The sequence below is a fragment of the Pedobacter sp. MC2016-05 genome (assembly GCF_026239735.1).
Classification (GTDB): Bacteria; Bacteroidota; Bacteroidia; order Sphingobacteriales; family Sphingobacteriaceae; genus Pedobacter.
Map to the genome: position 1 here is coordinate 13,596 of NZ_JAPIVT010000021.1, position 18,768 is coordinate 32,363.

Annotated in this window: 17 protein-coding genes; 6 read left to right on the forward strand and 11 right to left on the reverse strand. The window is 37.3% G+C overall.

Going from position 1 to position 18,768, the window contains the following annotated elements:
- Window positions 1–98 precede the first annotated feature (98 nt).
- Together OQZ33_RS20315 and OQZ33_RS20320 are read left to right on the forward strand one after the other, a co-directional pair.
- Window positions 99–2,120, forward strand: coding sequence for a thioredoxin domain-containing protein (locus tag OQZ33_RS20315; protein WP_265801205.1), 2,022 nt, complete (start codon window positions 99–101; stop codon window positions 2,118–2,120).
- 10 nt (window positions 2,121–2,130) lie between these two features.
- Window positions 2,131–2,637, forward strand: coding sequence for an FKBP-type peptidyl-prolyl cis-trans isomerase (locus tag OQZ33_RS20320; RefSeq protein WP_265801206.1), 507 nt, complete (start codon window positions 2,131–2,133; stop codon window positions 2,635–2,637).
- A gap of 51 nt (window positions 2,638–2,688) precedes the next feature.
- Here OQZ33_RS20320 and OQZ33_RS20325 read toward each other — a convergent pair whose 3' ends face one another.
- The 6 genes from OQZ33_RS20325 to OQZ33_RS20350 all read right to left on the reverse strand — a co-directional run bounded on the left by OQZ33_RS20325 (window position 2,689) and on the right by OQZ33_RS20350 (window position 8,320).
- Window positions 2,689–3,138, reverse strand: coding sequence for a hypothetical protein (locus OQZ33_RS20325; protein ID WP_265801207.1), 450 nt, complete (start codon window positions 3,136–3,138; stop codon window positions 2,689–2,691).
- A 63-nt stretch (window positions 3,139–3,201) separates the two neighbouring features.
- A complete protein-coding gene (locus OQZ33_RS20330) occupies window positions 3,202–4,467 on the reverse strand; it encodes a hypothetical protein (RefSeq protein WP_265801208.1) in 1,266 nt (421 codons plus the stop codon).
- Complete coding sequence (locus OQZ33_RS20335; RefSeq protein WP_082455101.1) at window positions 4,460–5,044, reverse strand: RNA polymerase sigma factor; 585 nt, start codon at window positions 5,042–5,044, stop codon at window positions 4,460–4,462. The genes OQZ33_RS20330 and OQZ33_RS20335 overlap by 8 nt, the downstream gene beginning before the upstream one ends.
- 115 nt (window positions 5,045–5,159) lie before the next feature.
- Window positions 5,160–5,861 (reverse strand): DUF4397 domain-containing protein, encoded by a 702-nt coding sequence (locus tag OQZ33_RS20340; protein WP_265801210.1) that lies wholly within the window; start codon window positions 5,859–5,861, stop codon window positions 5,160–5,162.
- Between the two features lie 102 nt (window positions 5,862–5,963).
- Window positions 5,964–6,617 (reverse strand): hypothetical protein, encoded by a 654-nt coding sequence (locus OQZ33_RS20345; RefSeq protein WP_265801211.1) that lies wholly within the window; start codon window positions 6,615–6,617, stop codon window positions 5,964–5,966.
- 80 nt (window positions 6,618–6,697) lie between these two features.
- On the reverse strand, window positions 6,698–8,320 hold the full coding sequence (locus OQZ33_RS20350) for an ABC-F family ATP-binding cassette domain-containing protein (RefSeq protein WP_265801213.1): 1,623 nt from the start codon (window positions 8,318–8,320) through the stop codon (window positions 6,698–6,700).
- Between the two features lie 831 nt (window positions 8,321–9,151).
- Between OQZ33_RS20350 and OQZ33_RS20355 the strand changes: the two genes are divergently transcribed.
- The 3 genes from OQZ33_RS20355 (at window position 9,152) to OQZ33_RS20365 (ending at window position 10,945) form a co-directional block, all read left to right on the forward strand.
- The gene (locus tag OQZ33_RS20355; protein WP_265801216.1) at window positions 9,152–9,691 is read left to right on the forward strand and encodes a hypothetical protein; all 540 of its coding nucleotides are present in this window, start codon (window positions 9,152–9,154) and stop codon (window positions 9,689–9,691) included.
- A gap of 139 nt (window positions 9,692–9,830) precedes the next feature.
- Window positions 9,831–10,403, forward strand: a complete 573-nt coding sequence (locus OQZ33_RS20360; protein ID WP_265801218.1) for a nitroreductase — start codon at window positions 9,831–9,833, stop codon at window positions 10,401–10,403.
- Window positions 10,404–10,492: 89 nt separating this feature from the next.
- A complete protein-coding gene (locus tag OQZ33_RS20365; RefSeq protein WP_265801219.1) occupies window positions 10,493–10,945 on the forward strand; it encodes a 3-oxoacyl-ACP synthase in 453 nt (150 codons plus the stop codon).
- A 118-nt stretch (window positions 10,946–11,063) separates the two neighbouring features.
- Here OQZ33_RS20365 and OQZ33_RS20370 read toward each other — a convergent pair whose 3' ends face one another.
- The 3 genes from OQZ33_RS20370 to OQZ33_RS20380 form a co-directional block, all read right to left on the reverse strand.
- Complete coding sequence (locus tag OQZ33_RS20370; protein ID WP_265801220.1) at window positions 11,064–12,233, reverse strand: DUF3298 and DUF4163 domain-containing protein; 1,170 nt, start codon at window positions 12,231–12,233, stop codon at window positions 11,064–11,066.
- A 67-nt stretch (window positions 12,234–12,300) separates the two neighbouring features.
- A complete protein-coding gene (locus tag OQZ33_RS20375) occupies window positions 12,301–13,212 on the reverse strand; it encodes a polysaccharide deacetylase family protein (RefSeq protein WP_265801222.1) in 912 nt (303 codons plus the stop codon).
- A gap of 153 nt (window positions 13,213–13,365) precedes the next feature.
- Window positions 13,366–14,244, reverse strand: a complete 879-nt coding sequence (locus OQZ33_RS20380) for a polysaccharide deacetylase family protein (protein WP_265801224.1) — start codon at window positions 14,242–14,244, stop codon at window positions 13,366–13,368.
- A gap of 175 nt (window positions 14,245–14,419) precedes the next feature.
- On the opposite strand from OQZ33_RS20380, the gene OQZ33_RS20385 reads away from it, so the two are divergent.
- Entirely contained in the window at window positions 14,420–16,927 is a 2,508-nt protein-coding gene (locus OQZ33_RS20385; RefSeq protein ID WP_265801226.1) for a S9 family peptidase, read from the forward strand.
- 108 nt (window positions 16,928–17,035) lie between these two features.
- Here OQZ33_RS20385 and OQZ33_RS20390 read toward each other — a convergent pair whose 3' ends face one another.
- Both OQZ33_RS20390 and OQZ33_RS20395 read right to left on the reverse strand, forming a co-directional pair.
- On the reverse strand, window positions 17,036–17,494 hold the full coding sequence (locus OQZ33_RS20390) for a hypothetical protein (protein ID WP_265801228.1): 459 nt from the start codon (window positions 17,492–17,494) through the stop codon (window positions 17,036–17,038).
- Between the two features lie 203 nt (window positions 17,495–17,697).
- Entirely contained in the window at window positions 17,698–18,669 is a 972-nt protein-coding gene (locus OQZ33_RS20395) for a DUF6843 domain-containing protein (protein WP_265801230.1), read from the reverse strand.
- Between the last annotated feature and the right edge of the window lie 99 nt (window positions 18,670–18,768).

Sequence of the window (18,768 nt, forward strand, 5' to 3'; positions counted from 1 at the left end):
AAGTAGATTTCCAACTAAAGTATAAAAACAAAAACTAAATCGAAACAGGCTTGTAGATAATTTATAGATTTACATTTTTTAAATTGATCCAAATCGCCATGTCAAATACACATTCTGAGCCCAATAGTTTAATTAATGCATCCTCACCATATCTGTTGCAACATGCTTACAATCCTGTTCATTGGTACGAATGGGGAACAGAGGCATTAGAGAAAGCAAAAGTTGAAAATAAACTCATTCTGGTAAGTATTGGTTATTCTGCCTGCCATTGGTGCCATGTGATGGAGCGGGAGAGTTTTGAAAATCATGAAGTTGCCGAGGTGATGAACCAGCATTTTGTTTGTATCAAAGTCGACCGGGAAGAGCGGCCGGATATTGATCAGATATATATGTATGCCATCCAACTGATGACCGGGAGCGGTGGCTGGCCATTAAACTGTATTTGTTTACCCGATCAACGCCCAATTTACGGGGGGACTTATTTCAGGAAAAATGACTGGATCAATATTCTGGAAAATGTTGCCGCATTGTGGACAAACGAACCTGATAAAGCCATTCAGTATGCTGATAGATTAACATCTGGCATCAAGGATAGCGAAAAAATCATCCCGTCCCCGAAGGAGGAGGAGTATACAGAGGCGCATTTAACGGAAATTATCGAACCCTGGAAAAGGCATTTTGATATCGGTTTCGGAGGATATAATCGTGCTCCTAAGTTTCCGCTTCCCAATAACTGGGCTTTTCTTTTACGCTACGGATTTTTAAAAGACGATGAATCAGTGTTTACGGCCGTTTGCCATACACTAGAAGAGATGAGCCGCGGAGGAATTTATGATCAGACTGGAGGTGGTTTTGCCCGTTATTCCGTTGATGATAAATGGCATGTTCCCCATTTTGAAAAAATGCTTTATGATAATGCCCAGCTGATCAGCTTATATATTGAGGCCTACCAATGCACTAAATTTGATTCATTTAAGCAAACGGCTGTCGAATCAATCGATTGGGTATTTAAAGAAATGACCTCGCCAGATGGTTTGTTTTATTCAGCTTTAGATGCGGATAGTGAAGGTGTTGAGGGGAAATTTTATGTGTGGGATAGACAAGAGTTTGATTCCATATTGGGTGATGACGCAAAGTTGTTGGCAGACTATTACAATGTTACAACAGACGGGAACTGGGAAGAGGAGCAGACCAATATTCTAAGAAAAACAATTGCTGATGATGATCTCATTGAAAAATATGGAATTAATGCTGCAACGCTGTATGATAAAGTTCAATCTGCAAAAGCAAAACTCATCGAAGTAAGAGATAAGCGAATAAGACCTGGTTTAGATGATAAATGCCTTACCGCTTGGAACGGGATGATGATTAAGGCATTAGCAGATGCAGCAACAGTGTTAAACCATGAATTGTACTATTCCAAAGCTGCGGCTGCGGCGAAATTCATTCTGACTAATGTAAAAACCAAAAACGGTGGATTGTACCGGAATTTTAAAAATGGCAAAGCATCCATCACTGGATTTCTGGATGATTATGCATTTTTAATTGAAGCGCTTATTGGTTTATATGAATACGATTTTGAGGAGTATTGGCTGACTGAAGCAAAGGCGCTAGCCGATTATGTGATTACAAACTTCAGTGATCCAGATTCGCCAATGTTTTTTTATACTTCGGCCGAAAGCGAGAGTCTGATTGCCCGGAAACATGAGATTATGGATAATGTGATTCCTGCATCAAATTCTACAATGGCTCAAAATTTAAAAAAACTCGGTTTACTTTTCGATGTAGAAGCATATATTAACCAGGCAGACGAAATGCTGGCCGCAATTTTTCCTAAGATAAAAACCTACGGATCGGCCTATTCCAACTGGGCCATTCAATTGCTCAATGAGATACAGGGAATAAATGAGATTGCTATTGTTGGTTTAGAAACCGATGCTATTAAATTGGAGTTAAGCAATCATTATATTCCAAATAAAATTACATTGGGTGGAACAAAAAGTAACTTGCCGCTGTTAAAAGGTAAGCAAAGCAATGAAACAAAAGTTTATATTTGCCGAAATAAAGTATGCCAGTTACCGGTTAAAACTGTTGAGGAAGCATTAGCGTATTTACATTAAAACAATTTAAATGAATATTTCACCGAACACAGTAGTCGCAGTAACTTACGATTTGCACACTACTAACGAAGAAGGACAACAAGTTTTTGTTGAAAAAGCTGATGAGCAAAATCCTTTAGTATTTTTATATGGCGTTGGCATGATGTTGCCTAAATTTGAAGAACATTTAGCAGGCTTAAAAACTGGCGATGAATATGGCTTCGAATTATCTGCTGCTGATGGTTATGGAGAAATTGATCCAGGTGCTTTTGCAGATTTGCCTAAAACGATGTTTACAGAAGCAGGTGGTGAAGTTCCGGCTGTGGGAGATGTGATTCCTTTACAGGATAACAACGGAAACCAGTTTAGAGCTGGTGTTACTGCCGTTCATGATGAAACTGTTGCAGTTGATTTAAACCACCCAATGGCTGGAAAAAATCTTTTATTTGCAGGAACAATTTTAAACGTTCGCGAAGCAACTCAAGATGAATTAGCACACGGTCATGCGCATGGAGCTGACGGTCATTCTGGTCACTAGTATCAGATGATTTATAAAGAAAAATCCCGATTTATGATCGGGATTTTTTGTTTAAAGCAATTTCGAAGTGGATAAAAGCACTGGTGGATTATCCATCGTATTGGCGTTACTCAATTTTAGCACCCCTTTAACAGTGATGGGTTGATAAGTAAATTTTATAGGTTCGGCCATTTCTACCAAAACCATAATCGGAATTCCATTTTTACCACAATAAAAACATTGGTTGATAGGAAGGGTAGAGAGCATAAACTTAGTTTGCTTCATCCCATCTTTTATCGGAACAATATAGCCTGAAAGCTCAAAAGGCTTATTTTCAAATTTTTTAATCTTCGCATTGTAAACAGCGTATTTCTCTGTCGGTTTAACGGTTTTGAAACTGATGCCTCCAATTACATCCCAGTTTGGAGAATCCATCTGATCGCTTGGGTCATGTTGTGCTTTCGCACTAAAACCAATAAAAAGTAAGAATATAAATCCCAGCTGTTTCAGCTTTGCGCTCATCTTAATCATCTACAAATATAATAAAGATGTATAATGGCAATTGTAACTCGTTTATAACAATCGTTAAAAATCGATTTTCAACCTTAAACCACCGTTTGTAAGGTTAAGGTTGTCATTTGAAAAGGTTTTCATCGGAAGCCTTAAAAATGGTTCGATGGCGAAATCGGTTTTCTTCGAGATTTTTTGTTTGTAACCTAATGAAAAGTTATAAAAGCCAATATACTTATCAGTAACCTGCAACGATTGGGCTTGAGTTTCTGAAACACGTTCGGTAACGATGAGCATTTTCTGTTCTGCAATGCCGGCAGTATTAGCCACGGTAATATTTCTGCCAGTGCTTACCAAATAATTATTGTCTTGTTTGTTGTTTAAAATAGCCAAGGCCGAAACCCCAACACCAGTATAAAACTTCTTGCTAATATTATATTTCAATTCCAGTGGAATATTAATGCCCCTAACACTGGCATTAACGGATTCTAAACTTCTCGAATTGCTTGAATAAGAGTTTATTGGACTCGAATTCGGCACAGAACTCGCTACAGCATCACTTGCGGCTCCAATTTGGGTTGATGGATTGCTGGTTGAACTCAATGATGAATAGGCAATTCCCGAACTTATAGAAAGTTTATCGGCTACGTTATATGAAAGTGAAAAACCGTAATTCATGTTCACTTTGTTATCATTTCCCATTGCAGGTGCCACGTAAATTCCAGGTTCCCATTTAGAATTAATTGGGGCTTTTGTTGTGCCTTTTAACGCACTCACTTTACTATCTTGGGCCAACAAATCCTCAAAAGTTGGCTTTTTGAATGTTTTTTCTTGTTTGTTTTCTCCTTTAATTTCAAATTTTCGGTTGCTGGATGAGCTTAGCGTAATGGAAGATAATGAATTGGCTAGCGTATTGCGAATGCTTTTTATAATAGGAGTGGTATTAGCGGGAACAGCCTCCTCAATTGGATTCACCGTTAATCTGGTTACCTCTATTGCTCTGTTTTGAGTTTGTGTATTATTTGCTAAGGGTGTATTTAAATGGCTTTTAGGCGTAGTATTCGGTTCCTGGGTTTTAGGCACATGATTATCTTCAACTCTTTTCTGCTCAATTTTTTTTGGCTTGATAACCGCTAAATCGCCTTGGTGATTTTGATTATTAAATACCAGGAACGTACCTCCAACAAGCAATAGTAAAGCAGCAGCAACCCACATCGGCCACAAAACGAAACGGCTTCGTTTATCTTTCTTTTCAGAAAAACGCTCCCATGCACCTGGAACGTATTGTTCCTCGTGCTGTTGAAGTTGTTTGGCGATATGATCAATTAATTCTTTATCCATTTTTCTTGTATGATCCAACCATTGTATTTTGATAAAGTGTGCGAAGTTTATTTTTAGATCTCGTGAGATAAACCCGACTGGAACTTTCTGGGATGTTTAGCATTTTCGAAATTTCTTCATGTGCAAAGCCTTCAATCTCATATAGGTTAAAAACCAGCCTTTGTGTATCGGGTAAGTGATTAAGCAAATTTAAAATGTCATTTACATGCAGTTCTGATGCAATAGAAACCTGCGTTACAGGATGTTCGTCTTCACCCAAATCATCAACATAAAATTGCGCCTTTGTACTTCTGATTTTATCTATCGCTGTTCTTGATGCGATTTGTGCAATCCAACCTTTAAAGGAGCGTTGTAATTCTTCAGGATTTTTCGGGGATTTAAAATTAGCAACGTGTTTAAATATTTTAATAAAGCTGTCGTTCACAAGTTCCTCACTGTCCGAAACGTTCTTTGTGTATCTTAAAATAATACCCATTAGGTAGCCATAGAAAGATTTATACATCATTTCTTTACAGCTATTGTCGTTTTTTACGCAGCCTTTTAAAATTTCCTCAAAACTGAGTATCTTTTTTATCACTCCTAGGAAGGACTATTTTTACTTTGATTAGTATGCTTGTTTTTAACTTTTCCGGTTGCAAAATTAACGAAATAACACCATTCCAATTTAGAACGATGTTATTTCATTGGTAGTTTTATTTATTAGTCATTACAGCCAAACCAAATTTAGTACTGTCGGTAGTGCTGCTAAGTCCTTTTGCCCAAATGGTATAAATTTTTCCTTTTTCGATTTTTACAGCTGGTAAGCTTGCTTTAACCGTTGCCGAACCGGCTTCTTTTACCTGGAAGGTGTAGCTATCTGAAGGATTAACGGAACTGAAAGTAGAATATTCTTTAAATGCTTTTGCTGTAAACAATGCAGTAGCATTACCTTCAACTGCTAAATCTAACTTACCAGAACCTGGACTTAAGTTAATAAAGCGCACTTTGGCTTTGTCAGTTTCAGGAGCTTTCAAATCATCTTCAACCAATAAAATTTTGGTCGATTTCAATGTATCGACTACAAAAGCCGAATAGAAAGATCCGCCCTTTAGAGTTGCTGTACCACTTGTCAAATATTTCAATGAGTCTTTCTTCGCTACACCGATAATCCTGGTGCCTGGGTAAGCTGCGTAGTAACCCCGATCATTAGTGTAAGTAAAATTGCCGATTTTAGAGTTGTCTAGAACAAAATCAAGCGATCCGGTGCCTGGCGATGCATGAACATATCCAATACCAGCGGCTTCAATTGGGGTATCATCCCAATCTTTTTTACAGGCAGAAAATATAGTGGTTATAACGAGAAGAGAGAGAGTAATTTTTGTAGTTAAGCTAAAGTTTTTCAAATGAGTTTTCATGTTTTAAATCAATTTCTAAATAAAATTGGTCAATGGCCATTAACACTTTTTATCATAAAACGATTAACGAGATGAAAACGCTACAGCTGTAAGTAGATATTTTTAATCGACGGTAATTTTGCTTTCATAAATAATTTTGCTGGCAACGCGTCTGCCATTTACTATTGCAGGTGAAAATTCAAAATCTTCCTCTCTAAGTCTATTTAGATTTATTGTATCTATTTTTTCGTTGCCCGCCGATACGATTCTAGTTTCGTATTTTATCAACCTGCCATTATCATCCAAATGGAAAATATAAAATAATTCATGTACTCCACGAAAACTTCTAATATTTGAGGGTATCTTAAAAAAATCGAGAAGGTAGTACATAGCATACGTAAAGCCTCCAATTTTAGCTGGATATACTAGCTTATCGCCTGTTTTCAGTGAATCAATTACACAGTTCAGGTTTTTAGTTGATGCATTATATTCTACTTTTTTTGTTGTGTAGTTATAAATTTGTTCAAGGCTATCTTTGCGATCGAAAAACCTCCATCTGCCATAACGCTTGTCAGCTTTATAGATGCCCGATGCGATAACTTTTCTGCCAGATTTTATTTCAGCTTCTCCATTTCTGATGTACTTTTTGGATTTTAGTTCTGTAGCGTGTTCAATCGTTCCCCGAATAATTCTGTAATAAGTTCTTGTAGAATCACTTTTTTGCGCAAAGGTTGCGAGGCTTGAGATTATGATGAGGAGAGTAACGAGCGTTTTCATAGAACTTGATTAGTCTATAAAGAAAAAGCGTTTTGAGTTAATATCAAAACGCTTTTCAAAATATATTTTAGTAGTAACTATTATGCGTACATTTCCTCACGCAGTTTTGCAACATCAGGGCTGTTAATATACTCATCGTAAGTCATCAACTTATCAATAGTACCCTTTGGCGTAATCTCAATAATTCTGTTTGCCACCGTTTCCGTTAACTGGTGATCTCGTGAAGTAAACAGAATGGTTCCTTTAAAATCTTTCATACCATTGTTCAACGCTTCGATTGATTCTAAATCCAAGTGGTTGGTTGGCTCATCGAACATTAAAAGATTGGCCTGTTGCAACATCATTCTAGAGAACATGCAACGCATTTTTTCTCCTCCCGAAAGTACTTTTACGTTTTTCAATACCTCTTCGCCAGAGAATAACATCCGGCCTAAAAAGCTGCGTACAAACTGCTCATCTGCATCAGTTCCAGAGTATTCACGTAACCAATCGACAAGATTTTCATCTTTTCCATCAAAATATTCAGAGTTATCATTCGGGATATCAGCTGTGCTGATGGTAACACCCCATTTAAATTCGCCTTTATCTGCTGGCGTTCTTCCTGTTAAAACATCGTAAAATGCTGCGGTAGCTAAACTGTTTTGCGACAACACGGCGATTTTATCGCCTTTATTTACCATGAAGGTTACTTTATCGAACAATACACCATCATTTCCTGATTTGCCTAAAGCATCAACCTGTAAAATTTGGTCACCCGCTTCACGCCCGGTATTATTAAAAATAATAGCAGGATATTTACGGCTCGACGCCTTAATTTCAGTGATATCGATTTTATCTAAAGCTTTTTTACGTGAGGTAGCCTGCTTCGATTTTGACGCATTGGCACTAAACCTGCGAATAAATTCCTGCAGCTCCTTCACCTTATCCTCCATCTTCTTGTTCTGGTCGCTACGTTGTTTTAACGCCAACTGACTCGATTCGTACCAGAAGGTATAGTTACCAGTATAGATACTCATCTTCGCGAAATCAATATCCACAATATGCGTACAAACGGCATCTAAAAAGTGCCTGTCGTGACTTACCACTAACACAATATTCTGGTAATCTGCCAAGAAATTTTCCAACCAGGCAATCGTTTCGATGTCCAAATCGTTGGTAGGCTCATCGAGTAATAAAATATCTGGGTTACCAAATAATGCCTGAGCTAACAAAACCCGTACTTTTTGGGTATTATCCAGCTCTTTCAGCAATTTATAGTGGTTGTCTTCCGTAATACCAAGGTTGCTCAACATGGTTGCTGCGTTGCTTTCCATGTTCCAACCATCCATTTCAGCAAAGATATTTTCCAACTCTCCGGCACGCTCGCCATCCTTTTCGGTAAAATCTTCTTTCATGTAAATGGCATCTTTTTCTTTCATGATGGCATACAGTTCTTTGTGGCCAATCATCACCGTTTCCAATACCGAAACCTCATCAAATTCGTAGTGATTTTGCTTTAAAACCGCCATTCTTTCGCCTGGAGTAAAGGCAACGCTACCCGAAGTCTGGTTTACTTCACCCGATAAAATTTTCAGGAAAGTAGATTTACCTGCGCCGTTAGCTCCAATTACACCGTAGCAGTTGCCCTGGGTAAACTTTAAGTTAACATCTTCAAATAATGTGCGTTTGCCGTATCGTAATGATAAATTAGAAACTGAAATCATAATAAATAGAAATAAGCCGCAAAGATAGGGTTTATAGTCCGAAGAGAAAAGGCAATAGTGGGGTAGTGTTTGCTTTTATTTGAAAATCAGTGTTCAGTACTTCATTGCAATAGCAGTCCCGCTTTCCCTCCAATCTTTTTGTTTCTGTCGGAAAAATATGTTAAGATTCTACAACAAAAAGTATTTCCGTTCAATCTGGTTTATTAAACAAAGTAATGGGCTTCGAATGGAAAAATGGCCCAAATCCTCAGATTCAATTTTTTACTAATTTGGAAATTAAAAATCATCTTCCCGAACTTTTTTCGACAGTCAGTTAATGATTCAATAAATTAACTATAGTTAAAAGATTTCTCCGCTTCGATAGAAAGGACGATAAGTGCAACTCAAATCGCTAATAAATAACCACCCCCGAACCCCTCCTTGAAAGTAAGGAGGGGAGCTGGAAACTACTCATTTTAACGTTATGGGTATATTGAAGTAGGTGGGTTTACAGTACCAAACCCAAATTTGCGTAAATATATAACCTTACTACTAGCAGTTCCCCTCCTAAGTTAGGAGGGGTTAGGGGTGGTAAATGTGTTCATCTATCTTGCTAAAATGCAAGGGTTCAGAAGGTGGTTTTGTTAAATTGGACTCTACAGGTAGCTTGTTTGAGCGAAGTATTCATCAACCTTCCTCCGCTTATAGGTAAATGATTCAGGGTCATAATCATTTAGTATAATTTACCAATTTGTTTCTTTGAAACCATAAGCGATGATGTTGCATTTTTCTTGTTCATTGCCTTCGGCTTCAGCCGACGGAACTAAAAAAAATACCTAATTTTATGGTGCGATGCAAAATATATTAGCTGTCATAAGCCGTCCTGTTGGGAAAGTAGAAGTTGAGGCGTTGGCCGCCATGGAAATTTTTTCTTCTAAAGATCTAATCGATTTAAGTTTTCATCATCATGAACAAATCTCTTTTAGGGCGGCTTGGATTTTAGAGCGTGTCTACTCCAATCATCAGGAACGCTTTTTGCCCTTCGCATATTATTTTCTCGAAAAACTCCCTTCACAACAAAATTTATCTTCACTTCGGCATTATGTCAAAATTTTGGCTTTTATGACGCATAAGAAAGCCACCACGGAAGTGCAAGAATTAGTAATGAACTATAATACTGATTGCATTGTTGAAGTGGTTTTTGCCTGGCTCATTGACGAAAAGATACCTGTTGCGGTAAAATCGCACTGCTTGAATATTCTGGCCAATTTAATTCCCAAACATCCATGGGTTAGAAACGAATTAATTGAAACAATGGAATTTTTAGTGGATCAGGAGAGTATCGCATTCTTTGCTAAAGTAAAGCAGATCAGGAAACAACTAAAAAAGTAGAAAGTGAAAAGTAGAAAGTTGAGAGTGGAAAGTGAAAAGTGAAATTTTCGAGACAGTGGAAAGTAAAAAGTTTTAGGTTTTAACACATTTGATATATGCTTTAAGCTGTAATCTTTTTGCTTTTAACTATTTTTACCAAATGACCAATTACGAAATTGTATCTCAAATTATAAAAGAACGTCGCAGTATTTTTCCAGCGAGTTATATTAAAAAAGAAATCTCGGTTGAGGTGATCAATCAGATTTTAGAAAGTGCCAATTACGCGCCCACACATAAATTAACCCAACCCTGGCGCTTTACAGTAATTAGAAAAGCAGGTCTAAAAAAATTAGGGGAGGAGCTTGGAAGACTTTATCAGTCGCACGTTTCTCCGCAACAATTTCTTCAAAAAAAATATGATAGTTTTGCCGAAAAAACCGGTCAGGCAGATTGTATCATTGCAATTCAACTGGCAGTAAGCGGTAAAATACCCGAATGGGAAGAGTTAGCTGCGGTTTCTTGCGCTGTTCAAAATATGGCCCTAACTGCCGAAAGTTTAAAAGTTGGTGCTTATTGGAGTTCGCCACCATTAATCGATCATCTAGGAGGATTTTTAAGTTTAGACGAAAATGAAAAATGTATCGGGCTTTTCTATATGGGGTATCATAACGAAAAACCATGGATGCCAAACCGCAGTTCAATGGAAGAAAAAGTAAAGTGGATTGAAGAATAAGTCTGGAGTTATTAGGCGTAAGTCGCAAGTCTCTTTGCTAGTTTCCATCATTTATTTTTCAATATTCATTTAATATTTTTCCCTAAAATATGTCAACATTAAAATCTCAACTTTATCAGTTGTGCTTAACTTTTATTCAAAATAGAATAGAAAATATTGAGTATTCCATGCTGCAAGCCAGGCAGGCATCAAACGACGATACGAAAAGTAGTGCTGGCGATAAATACGAAACTACGCGTGAAATGATGCAGCAGGAAATGGATAGAAACAGCAAATTGCTTTATGAGGCGGGTCAGCAAAAAATCGCTTTACAGCAAATTGAAAATGTTGATACAGCCAAGGAAGTAAAAAATGGTAGTTTGGTTTTAACTTCTGAGGGCAATTTTTACATCGGCATTAGTGCTGGCGAATTAAACCTTGAAAACCAAAAATTTATCGCTGTTTCTCAAGCGGCACCCATCGGAAGAGCGTTTATTGGGCGTAAAGTAGGCGACGAAATCAGCTTTAATGGAAATAAGTACTTGATCAAAGAAATTCTTTAGGTTTTCTTCGGTGGAGATTCTAGAAATTCGTTATTGGTTTGTGGATTTTTAAATCCACAATTCTAGTGTCTGGATTGCAAATCCAGACCAGCGAGCCATCAAAACTTTATCAGCATCATTAACTTATTCCGAGTCTTTTTGCGAAATCAGGTATTAAATAGGTTTTTAACTCGCTAAAAGGAATAAATACAACAATCTGGCCTTGAGCGTAACTGGCAACCTCGTAAGGGTTATACATAAACGCCAGCCCATTTTTATTGAAGTAAAAGTTATTGTTCGGTTTTAAGAAATTATCGAACAAAACCGTACTGATTTGATCTTGAGGCTTAATATTGTATTGCTTGCGAAGGTTTTTTTCCAGCAAATCCTGCAGTGAGTTGGAATCAATCTTAACAATATCACTTAATGCCATCTGTTTTTTATTCACTACATCAAGGCAAAACATCGTGCTGCCGTAGTTACCATGCGCACCGCCTGTGTATGCATCCGTTAAGAAATCGATAACCACAAAACCATTTTGATTATAGGAGATAGATTGCTGACTGTTGCTCGAGTAGTTCATCCATAGCTCATATCCACGATCGGGACCAGATTTTTTTTCCGCTCCAATTTCTTTTTTGTAATCTTCCAGGTAGGTATTTGCAATTTTTTTGAAACCTGTTGCTCTATCAGCAGTTCCTTTGTCGATTCCCGAAATTAGCTTAAGTTGATCATCTAGCCATTTTCCAGCATCATCATTATTAACTGCCTTTAAATATTCGAAGCCGATAGTGGCATGGGGCGACTTGTCATTGCCTGCAAAAGCTTTAACAGAATCGGCATATGATCCGGTTGTAAACCGATAACTTCCCTCTGGGTACTTTTCTGCAAGTAAAACCGGGAAAGTTTTACTTCCGCTACCATCAGACCAAGTGCCTTTGAAGCCATTACCAGTCCATTTTAATCCTAAATGGTTTTGTTTTGCATCTTTATCAAAATAATAATCGTAAAAGCTATTCTCAAAAAGTACTACACTATCTTTACCTATCAGGGTATCGATAGACAGGTTTAACCAAGAGCCCTCGTAAAAATAGTTGCCTTCAATCTCGCCATTTAATCTTTGCAAGTTCATCACAACAGGCTTTCCTTCAATTGTTCCTTCAAGCCTTTTGTAAAAATTTTCTTTAAGTTCAGTTTTTACAGTAGCCTCTTTGCCAGAATCATCAGTAGCAGCTTTATCGTTTTTGGAACTGTTGCAAGCAAATAAGAGCGCAACACTTAGGAGCAACAAAAGGAAATTATTTTTCATCTGTATCAATAAATTTTTTTGAGGGATAAAAAGGTTTTATCTTAATCTACATCAGTTACAGATAGAACTAGCTTTTTGTTTTATTAAAGCTTTTATTAATGCTATAATACAGGTTTTTAGCTGAATATCTCCCTGGATCTATGATGCGGCGGATGGTGTAAAGTGGATAATTCTCATCCCTTGCTGTAGATAAAATAAAAGCCGCTTTAAATCCATGCTCTTTCAGTTTATGCAAATTTGCCGCTTTGAAAACGCCATAAGGATAGGCGAAATATTCGACCTTTTTCCCGATTATCTCCTCAAGTTTTTTTGTCGGTTCGTCTATCTGGGTTTCCCAATCCTCTTCGGTAAACTGTGCAAAGTTTTTATGATCGTAGGTATGACTGGCAATGGTATTTCCCTCGTCAGCCAATTGCTTAATGTTTTCTTTGGTCATATAACTGATGCGGCCTTTTCTTCCGATAGAAACCGTCATGATGAAATAAACCCCTTTAAAACCATATTTTTTAAGGGTAGAATTCCCAACTGTAAACTGATCCATGTCCGTATCATCAAAAGTGATCATGATTGGCTTTTCAGGTAGTTTAGTTCCATAAACCAAATAATTGTAAAGTTGAGCGGGAAGCACTGTGTGGTACCCGCTATCGGCCAGCATTTTGACGTGTTGCTTAAATTTATCAGGAGAAATGATATCATCACCAGCTCGTTTGCTATCGCTGGCTAAAGCATTTCTAATCTGGTGATAACATAATACCGGCACTTCTCTCCGGGCCAGGATTGTTTTCGCATCAGCGGGTTTTACTTCGGCTTTTGTGGTGTCGGGTACAGCTGTAACTGCATTATTTTTTTGTTCAGATTTTTTTTCAGCGCTATTGCTGTTGCACGAAGCTAATGTTAATCCAATCGATGTGATCAGCAGAAGGCGTTGAGCATTTTGTTTGAGATTCGAGATCAATTTTTGATGTATTTTACTGATCAAAGATACTGCGTTTTCAGATAAAATAAATTCTTTTTCAAAGGCATCCTATTCTTTATTACTAATGCCAGATTTTAAACCACGGACCTTTAAATCAAATTCAATTGAACTTCGTTTATAAAACAAAACCCCGACTTTCGACGAGGTTTATGATTATTAAAAACTATTTTTAATGCTGTTGCTTAATGTTTTAGGACTCCAATAGCCGCTTGCAATAATTCTACGGATGGTAAATAATGGATCCTTTTCATCGCGTTTGGTAGATAGTTGATAAGCCATTCTAAAACCACGTTTTTTTAATTCAGGAATTCCTTCGGCATTCCATAATCCAAACGGATAAGCAAACTCCGTCATTTTTTTACCCGTAATTTCTTCTAAACGTTTTGTTGGTTTATCTAACTGCTCCTCCCAATCTTTACCTGCGTATTTTTTAAAGTTTTTATGGTCATAGGTATGAGAACCAATCACGTTTCCTTCATCAGAAAGTTGCTTAATCTGGTCACTGCTCATGTAATCAACAAATTTTCCTTTTTTGCCAATGGAAACAGTCATGATGAAATAGACGGCTTTATAGCCTAGTTTCTTTAAAGTTGGGTTTACGATGGTAAACTGATCTAAATCCGTATCATCAAAAGTTAACATGATAGGCTTGCTCGGTAGGGCTGCACCCGTATTTAGGTAGGCATAAAGCTGATCGGGCAAAATGGTGTGGTAGCCACTATCGGCTAACATTTTCATTTGGTCTTTGAAGTTTTGAATCTCTACGATATAATCTTTACCCACTTTGCCATCAGTTGGTTTCCAGTTTCTTACCTGGTGATAACACAAAATAGGCACTTGTTTCCTGGCTAGAATCGTTTTCGCATCTGCCACTTTTATCTTCGATACATCAGCAGCAGTTTCCGTGTTTTCTACCGATGTGGATGCTTGTGCTGTAGAATCCTTACCATCAACATCGCTGGTTTGAGATTTAGATTGACAGCTTGTAAATAATATTATTCCAGCTGATATAATCGTCAATAATTTGTATTTCATATTTATGTATATGTCTACAAAACTATAAATTCTGCTAAGTTATTATACAGGTAAACAACCGTTGTTGATAAATATTTTCACAATGAGAAAATAAAGCTAGCTAACTGTTTTATTACAATCTGCGGGGATATAATCAGCTTTTATTAAATAATTTAGCGGCTCATAACCCACTTTGATGAACAAACTTTACAAACTCGTTCTTTGTGCGCAGTTTTTATCGCTAGCGGTAACGGCACAAAATAAAACTTTTACTTTAACCGAAAACAATCCAGCTCAACCTAAGGCAAATTATCAACTTGCTTCGCGATTTTCGCCAAATAAGTTGAAGAAAATGGTGTATTCTACCTCAGTAGACCCACATTGGCTAAAATTGAGCAATCGTTTTTGGTACACTTTTGAAAGTCCGAAAGGAAAATTCTGGTATGTAGTGGATCCGGCTGCCAAAAGCAAAAAATTAATGTTTGATAATGCCAAAATTGCTGCAGACATTACGCTAATTGTACGCGATCCCTTTGATGCGGAGCACCTGCCTTTGGAGAATCTAAAATTTGCTGCCGATGAGAAAAGTGTTTCTTTTGAGGTTAAAAGCTCCATCGATGAAGTAAAGCCCGATCGTAAAGATAAAAAAGCGGCCGATTCATTACAGAAGAAAATCTTTTCATTTAAATATGATCTGGCTACGGCTAAACTCACCGAGGTTGCAAACTTCAGCAAACCAAAACCAAAACCAAGTTGGGGAGCTGTTGCGCCAGATTCATCGGCAATTATTTTTTCCCGGAACTACAACCTGTATTGGATGGATAAGGATAATTATAAAAAGGCCGTTAAAAACGAAGAGGATAGTACCATTGTTGAACATCAACTTACAAAAGATGGCGTTAAATTTTATTCTTATGGAAGTGATGGAGATGGTGAAAACAATGTAGAAAACGAAAAAAACAATAAAAAGCGTAGGGGTGCTTATGTACTTTGGTCGCCAAATGCTAAATATTTCATCCTAAATCGTACCGATTCCCGCAAGGTTAAAGATTTGTGGGTAATTAATAGCGTTACACCTGGTCGCCCAACTTTAGAAACTTATAAATACCAAATGCCGGGAGAAGCTGAGGCACCTCAAGACGAGATTTTGTTGTTCGATTTTGCAGCGAAATCCTTTAAGAAATTAAATGTTTCAGCCTTTAAAGATCAAAGTGTTTCCGTTTGGAGCAAACCTTCCCTGGAAAAAGATCGTGATAATGAATTTCGTCCTTCGATCTGGTTAGGTGATGACAGCAGATTTTATTTTTCACGTACCAGCCGCGATTTAAAACGAATTGATATTGGAACAATTGATATCGCCACGAGCAAAGTTAAGCCCTTAATTGATGAGCGATTTAATACTTACATAGAGGTTAATCGCCCTGGTTTAGTAAATAACGGCAAAGAATTAATCCACTGGAGTGAACGCGATGGTTGGGCTCATTTCTACCTTTTCGATGGAAACGGCAAACTGAAAAATCAAATCACCAAAGGTTCATTTCACTGTGAGAGCATTGTGAATATCGATGAAAAAAATCGCATACTTTATTTCACAGCCAATGGGAGAGAGGCTAAAGAGGATCCATATTATTTGCATTTGTACAGCATCAATTTTGATGGCTCCAACCTTAAATTGTTAAATTCCGGCGATTACGATCACGCCATCAGTATGAATGATAATAACACTTTTTTCGTTGATAATTATTCGAGGGTAAACACGGCGCCGAAATCTACTTTAAATGATAAAAACGGTAGAAAGGTAATGGACCTGGAAACTGCTGATTTATCGCTATTAATGGTTGCAGGCTATAAATTTCCTGAACCTTTTACTGTTAAAGCTGATGATGGAATTACCGATCTCTATGGTGTAATGTACAAACCATTTGATTTTGATCCGAATAAGAAATATCCAATTATTGAATATGTTTATCCTGGACCACAAACGGAAGCGGTAAATAAAGCTTTCAGTAAATCAATGGATCGCACTGAACGCCTGGCGCAATTTGGTTATATCGTGATTACAGTTGGTAACCGTGGCGGAAACCCTTCACGCTCGAAATGGTACCACACTTACGGTTACGGAAACCTTCGCGATTATGGTTTGGCAGATAAGAAAACTGCAATTGAACAACTCGCCGCTAAATACAACTATATTGATGATACAAAAGTAGGCATCACCGGTCATTCAGGTGGTGGATTTATGTCTACCGCTGCCATGTTGGTTTATCCTAACTTTTTCAAAGCAGCAGTTTCTAATGCGGGTAACCACGACAATAGTATTTACAACCGTTGGTGGAGTGAAAAGCACCATGGTGTAAAGGAAATTGTATCTCTAAAAGGTGATACTTCATTTAAATATAGCATTGACAAAAACCCTGATCTGGCAAAAAATTTAAAAGGTCATTTATTATTGATGCATGGCGATGTAGATAACAATGTGCATCCGGCAAACTCCATTCGGGTTGCGAATGCCTTAATGAAAGCTGGCAAACGCTTCGATTTTCTGATAATCCCTGGTCAACGCCACGGTTTCGGCGATATGACAGAATATGCCTTCTGGAAATTAGCAGACCATTTTAACAAGTACCTGATTGGCGATTTTTCTGATCCGGCGGAAGTTGATTTGGTAGAGATGGATCGGGATGTGGAGAAAACCGGAAAGTAATTATTAAAATTTTTAATTCAGTATTTAAGAGGGTGTCATATCTTTTTTGACATCCTCTTCCTGTTTTTAAACGAAAAGGTTAATGATGTTCTTTAACCTAATCTTTTCTCAATAGCTCTTTACCTCATTAAAATCCGGTTTGTTTATTTTTCTTCTGAATAGCAGGAATTGCAGGGTGGTAAACAGTAGATAGGCTATCGAGAAGGTTAACAGATTTCTAAATATGGTAACCTCGTCGTGTTCTAAAAGCTTTTCAGGTATCATTACTCCTGCAATAAAAATAACACCGCATACTGGTAATCCTAGAAATGTTAATACCGAGAGGTAAAAATTATTTCTTATTTTATCAATCAAGTTAAGGAAAATCGCTGATGAACAAATCGCCATTGCGATTAGGTATATAAACGAATAGGCTAAGTTTAACAGTATGTCTAAAATCTGTAAAAGCCACATCCAAAAATCTCCGTCCTCATGATTTGTTTCCGATATCACAATTCTAAAGAAGATATATAAAGCTATGCCTGTCAGGATATTAGTTAACCAAAATCTAAATATTACGTTATTCATGTATTGTTGTTAGGAGCGTAATCACACTTTATTGGGAATCAAAAGATGCAACTACAGATAATCTTAAAGAAAAAAGGGTGATAGTTTACAACTTGTTTCGGTAAAATAAATATTCTGTCGGAACCTAGCAAATTACCACTACTGTTTATTAATTACCTTGATGTTCCTATTCTCACATCCGCCTTGCTTTTGGCAAGGTGCTGTTATATGCCGGTTTTCTTTCTACATTCGTTTACTAACGTGTTGGTCAATGAGTCAAATCGTTGTTGAAATTTGAGTTCTTCTCTTTCGTCTCTTACAGTTGTGTCTTTATTAAAAACAGTAAAGTCTGTGAAATGAATTGCTAAAGGAGAATCACTTGATGAAGCTCCATCCGGCATTGCTCTCCCCACACTACCTGAGCCACCTAATAATACTCCTGGTAATTCTGTCGTCTGTTGTTTGTAATCCCAAAGCCGATTTATTTTTTTTCGATTTCCTTTTTTGTCAACGAGGAAATATTCATGATCAATAGTCCCGGCTTCAAACTTCGGTTGAATGATTAATATTCCGTTTTCGGGGATATTTAAAACTCTTCGGTCGTTTTCAAAAGGTGGGTTGATGCCACACATTTCTCCATAAACGACTCTGAATTCTCCTTCAAAGTCATTGGGTATTAGATATGTTTCTTTTTCTGGCTGTGTCAAATATGAACTTACAAAAGAAAATAAATACATACTGATAACTAAAAGAATTGATGTCAGCGGAAATGAAAGCAGGCCAAGTATAACCTTTGAAGCTTTTGGCTTTTGCGTCTGTTTTGGTAAACGCCAACAAAGAAATAGAAGTTGAAAAATTGAACCGCCGATCCATAAATAAAGAATCGGAATGCTAAAAGCACCAATCCAAGGTCCTAAAACTAAAGCTACACAATATGCCCAGCCGATTGAAAGTAGTCCAGCAGTTAAAACGATAAAGAGGAGTCGTAAGAGAAAATGTTTTGTCCGAAACAGATTTACGATTGTGTTGCCAGTTACGCTAAGTCCAACCGCGAGGGGAACAGTCCAGAAAAGAAAAGCGTAAGTGTCACTTTTGCCAAACCAGTCTTGTCGGTATAACACAATTGTCACGGCAACCAAACCAGTCAACATGTTAATTAGCCCGCTAATAATTTTTATGATAATTGGTCTGTCCATAATTGTATTTAGATGGCTTATAACGTTTCGGGGCTTGGTGAAGATTAGGTAAAATTACTTAAAGATTGGAAAGGTTGAAGATGAATTTTTGGCCACTTT

What these genes read in the sequence shown, in the direction of transcription:
- OQZ33_RS20385 (WP_265801226.1), top strand. Translation starts at nt 14,420, where the DNA reads ATGAACAAACTTTACAAACTCGTTCTTTGTGCGCAGTTTTTATCGCTA.
- OQZ33_RS20325 (WP_265801207.1), bottom strand. Translation starts at nt 3,138, where the DNA reads ATGAGCGCAAAGCTGAAACAGCTGGGATTTATATTCTTACTTTTTATT.
- OQZ33_RS20340 (WP_265801210.1), bottom strand. Translation starts at nt 5,861, where the DNA reads ATGAAAACTCATTTGAAAAACTTTAGCTTAACTACAAAAATTACTCTC.
- OQZ33_RS20390 (WP_265801228.1), bottom strand. Translation starts at nt 17,494, where the DNA reads ATGAATAACGTAATATTTAGATTTTGGTTAACTAATATCCTGACAGGC.
- OQZ33_RS20360 (WP_265801218.1), top strand. Translation starts at nt 9,831, where the DNA reads ATGACCAATTACGAAATTGTATCTCAAATTATAAAAGAACGTCGCAGT.
- OQZ33_RS20365 (WP_265801219.1), top strand. Translation starts at nt 10,493, where the DNA reads ATGTCAACATTAAAATCTCAACTTTATCAGTTGTGCTTAACTTTTATT.
- OQZ33_RS20345 (WP_265801211.1), bottom strand. Translation starts at nt 6,617, where the DNA reads ATGAAAACGCTCGTTACTCTCCTCATCATAATCTCAAGCCTCGCAACC.
- OQZ33_RS20380 (WP_265801224.1), bottom strand. Translation starts at nt 14,244, where the DNA reads ATGAAATACAAATTATTGACGATTATATCAGCTGGAATAATATTATTT.
- OQZ33_RS20315 (WP_265801205.1), top strand. Translation starts at nt 99, where the DNA reads ATGTCAAATACACATTCTGAGCCCAATAGTTTAATTAATGCATCCTCA.
- OQZ33_RS20395 (WP_265801230.1), bottom strand. Translation starts at nt 18,669, where the DNA reads ATGGACAGACCAATTATCATAAAAATTATTAGCGGGCTAATTAACATG.
- OQZ33_RS20320 (WP_265801206.1), top strand. Translation starts at nt 2,131, where the DNA reads ATGAATATTTCACCGAACACAGTAGTCGCAGTAACTTACGATTTGCAC.
- OQZ33_RS20330 (WP_265801208.1), bottom strand. Translation starts at nt 4,467, where the DNA reads ATGGATAAAGAATTAATTGATCATATCGCCAAACAACTTCAACAGCAC.
- OQZ33_RS20350 (WP_265801213.1), bottom strand. Translation starts at nt 8,320, where the DNA reads ATGATTTCAGTTTCTAATTTATCATTACGATACGGCAAACGCACATTA.
- OQZ33_RS20355 (WP_265801216.1), top strand. Translation starts at nt 9,152, where the DNA reads ATGCAAAATATATTAGCTGTCATAAGCCGTCCTGTTGGGAAAGTAGAA.
- OQZ33_RS20370 (WP_265801220.1), bottom strand. Translation starts at nt 12,233, where the DNA reads ATGAAAAATAATTTCCTTTTGTTGCTCCTAAGTGTTGCGCTCTTATTT.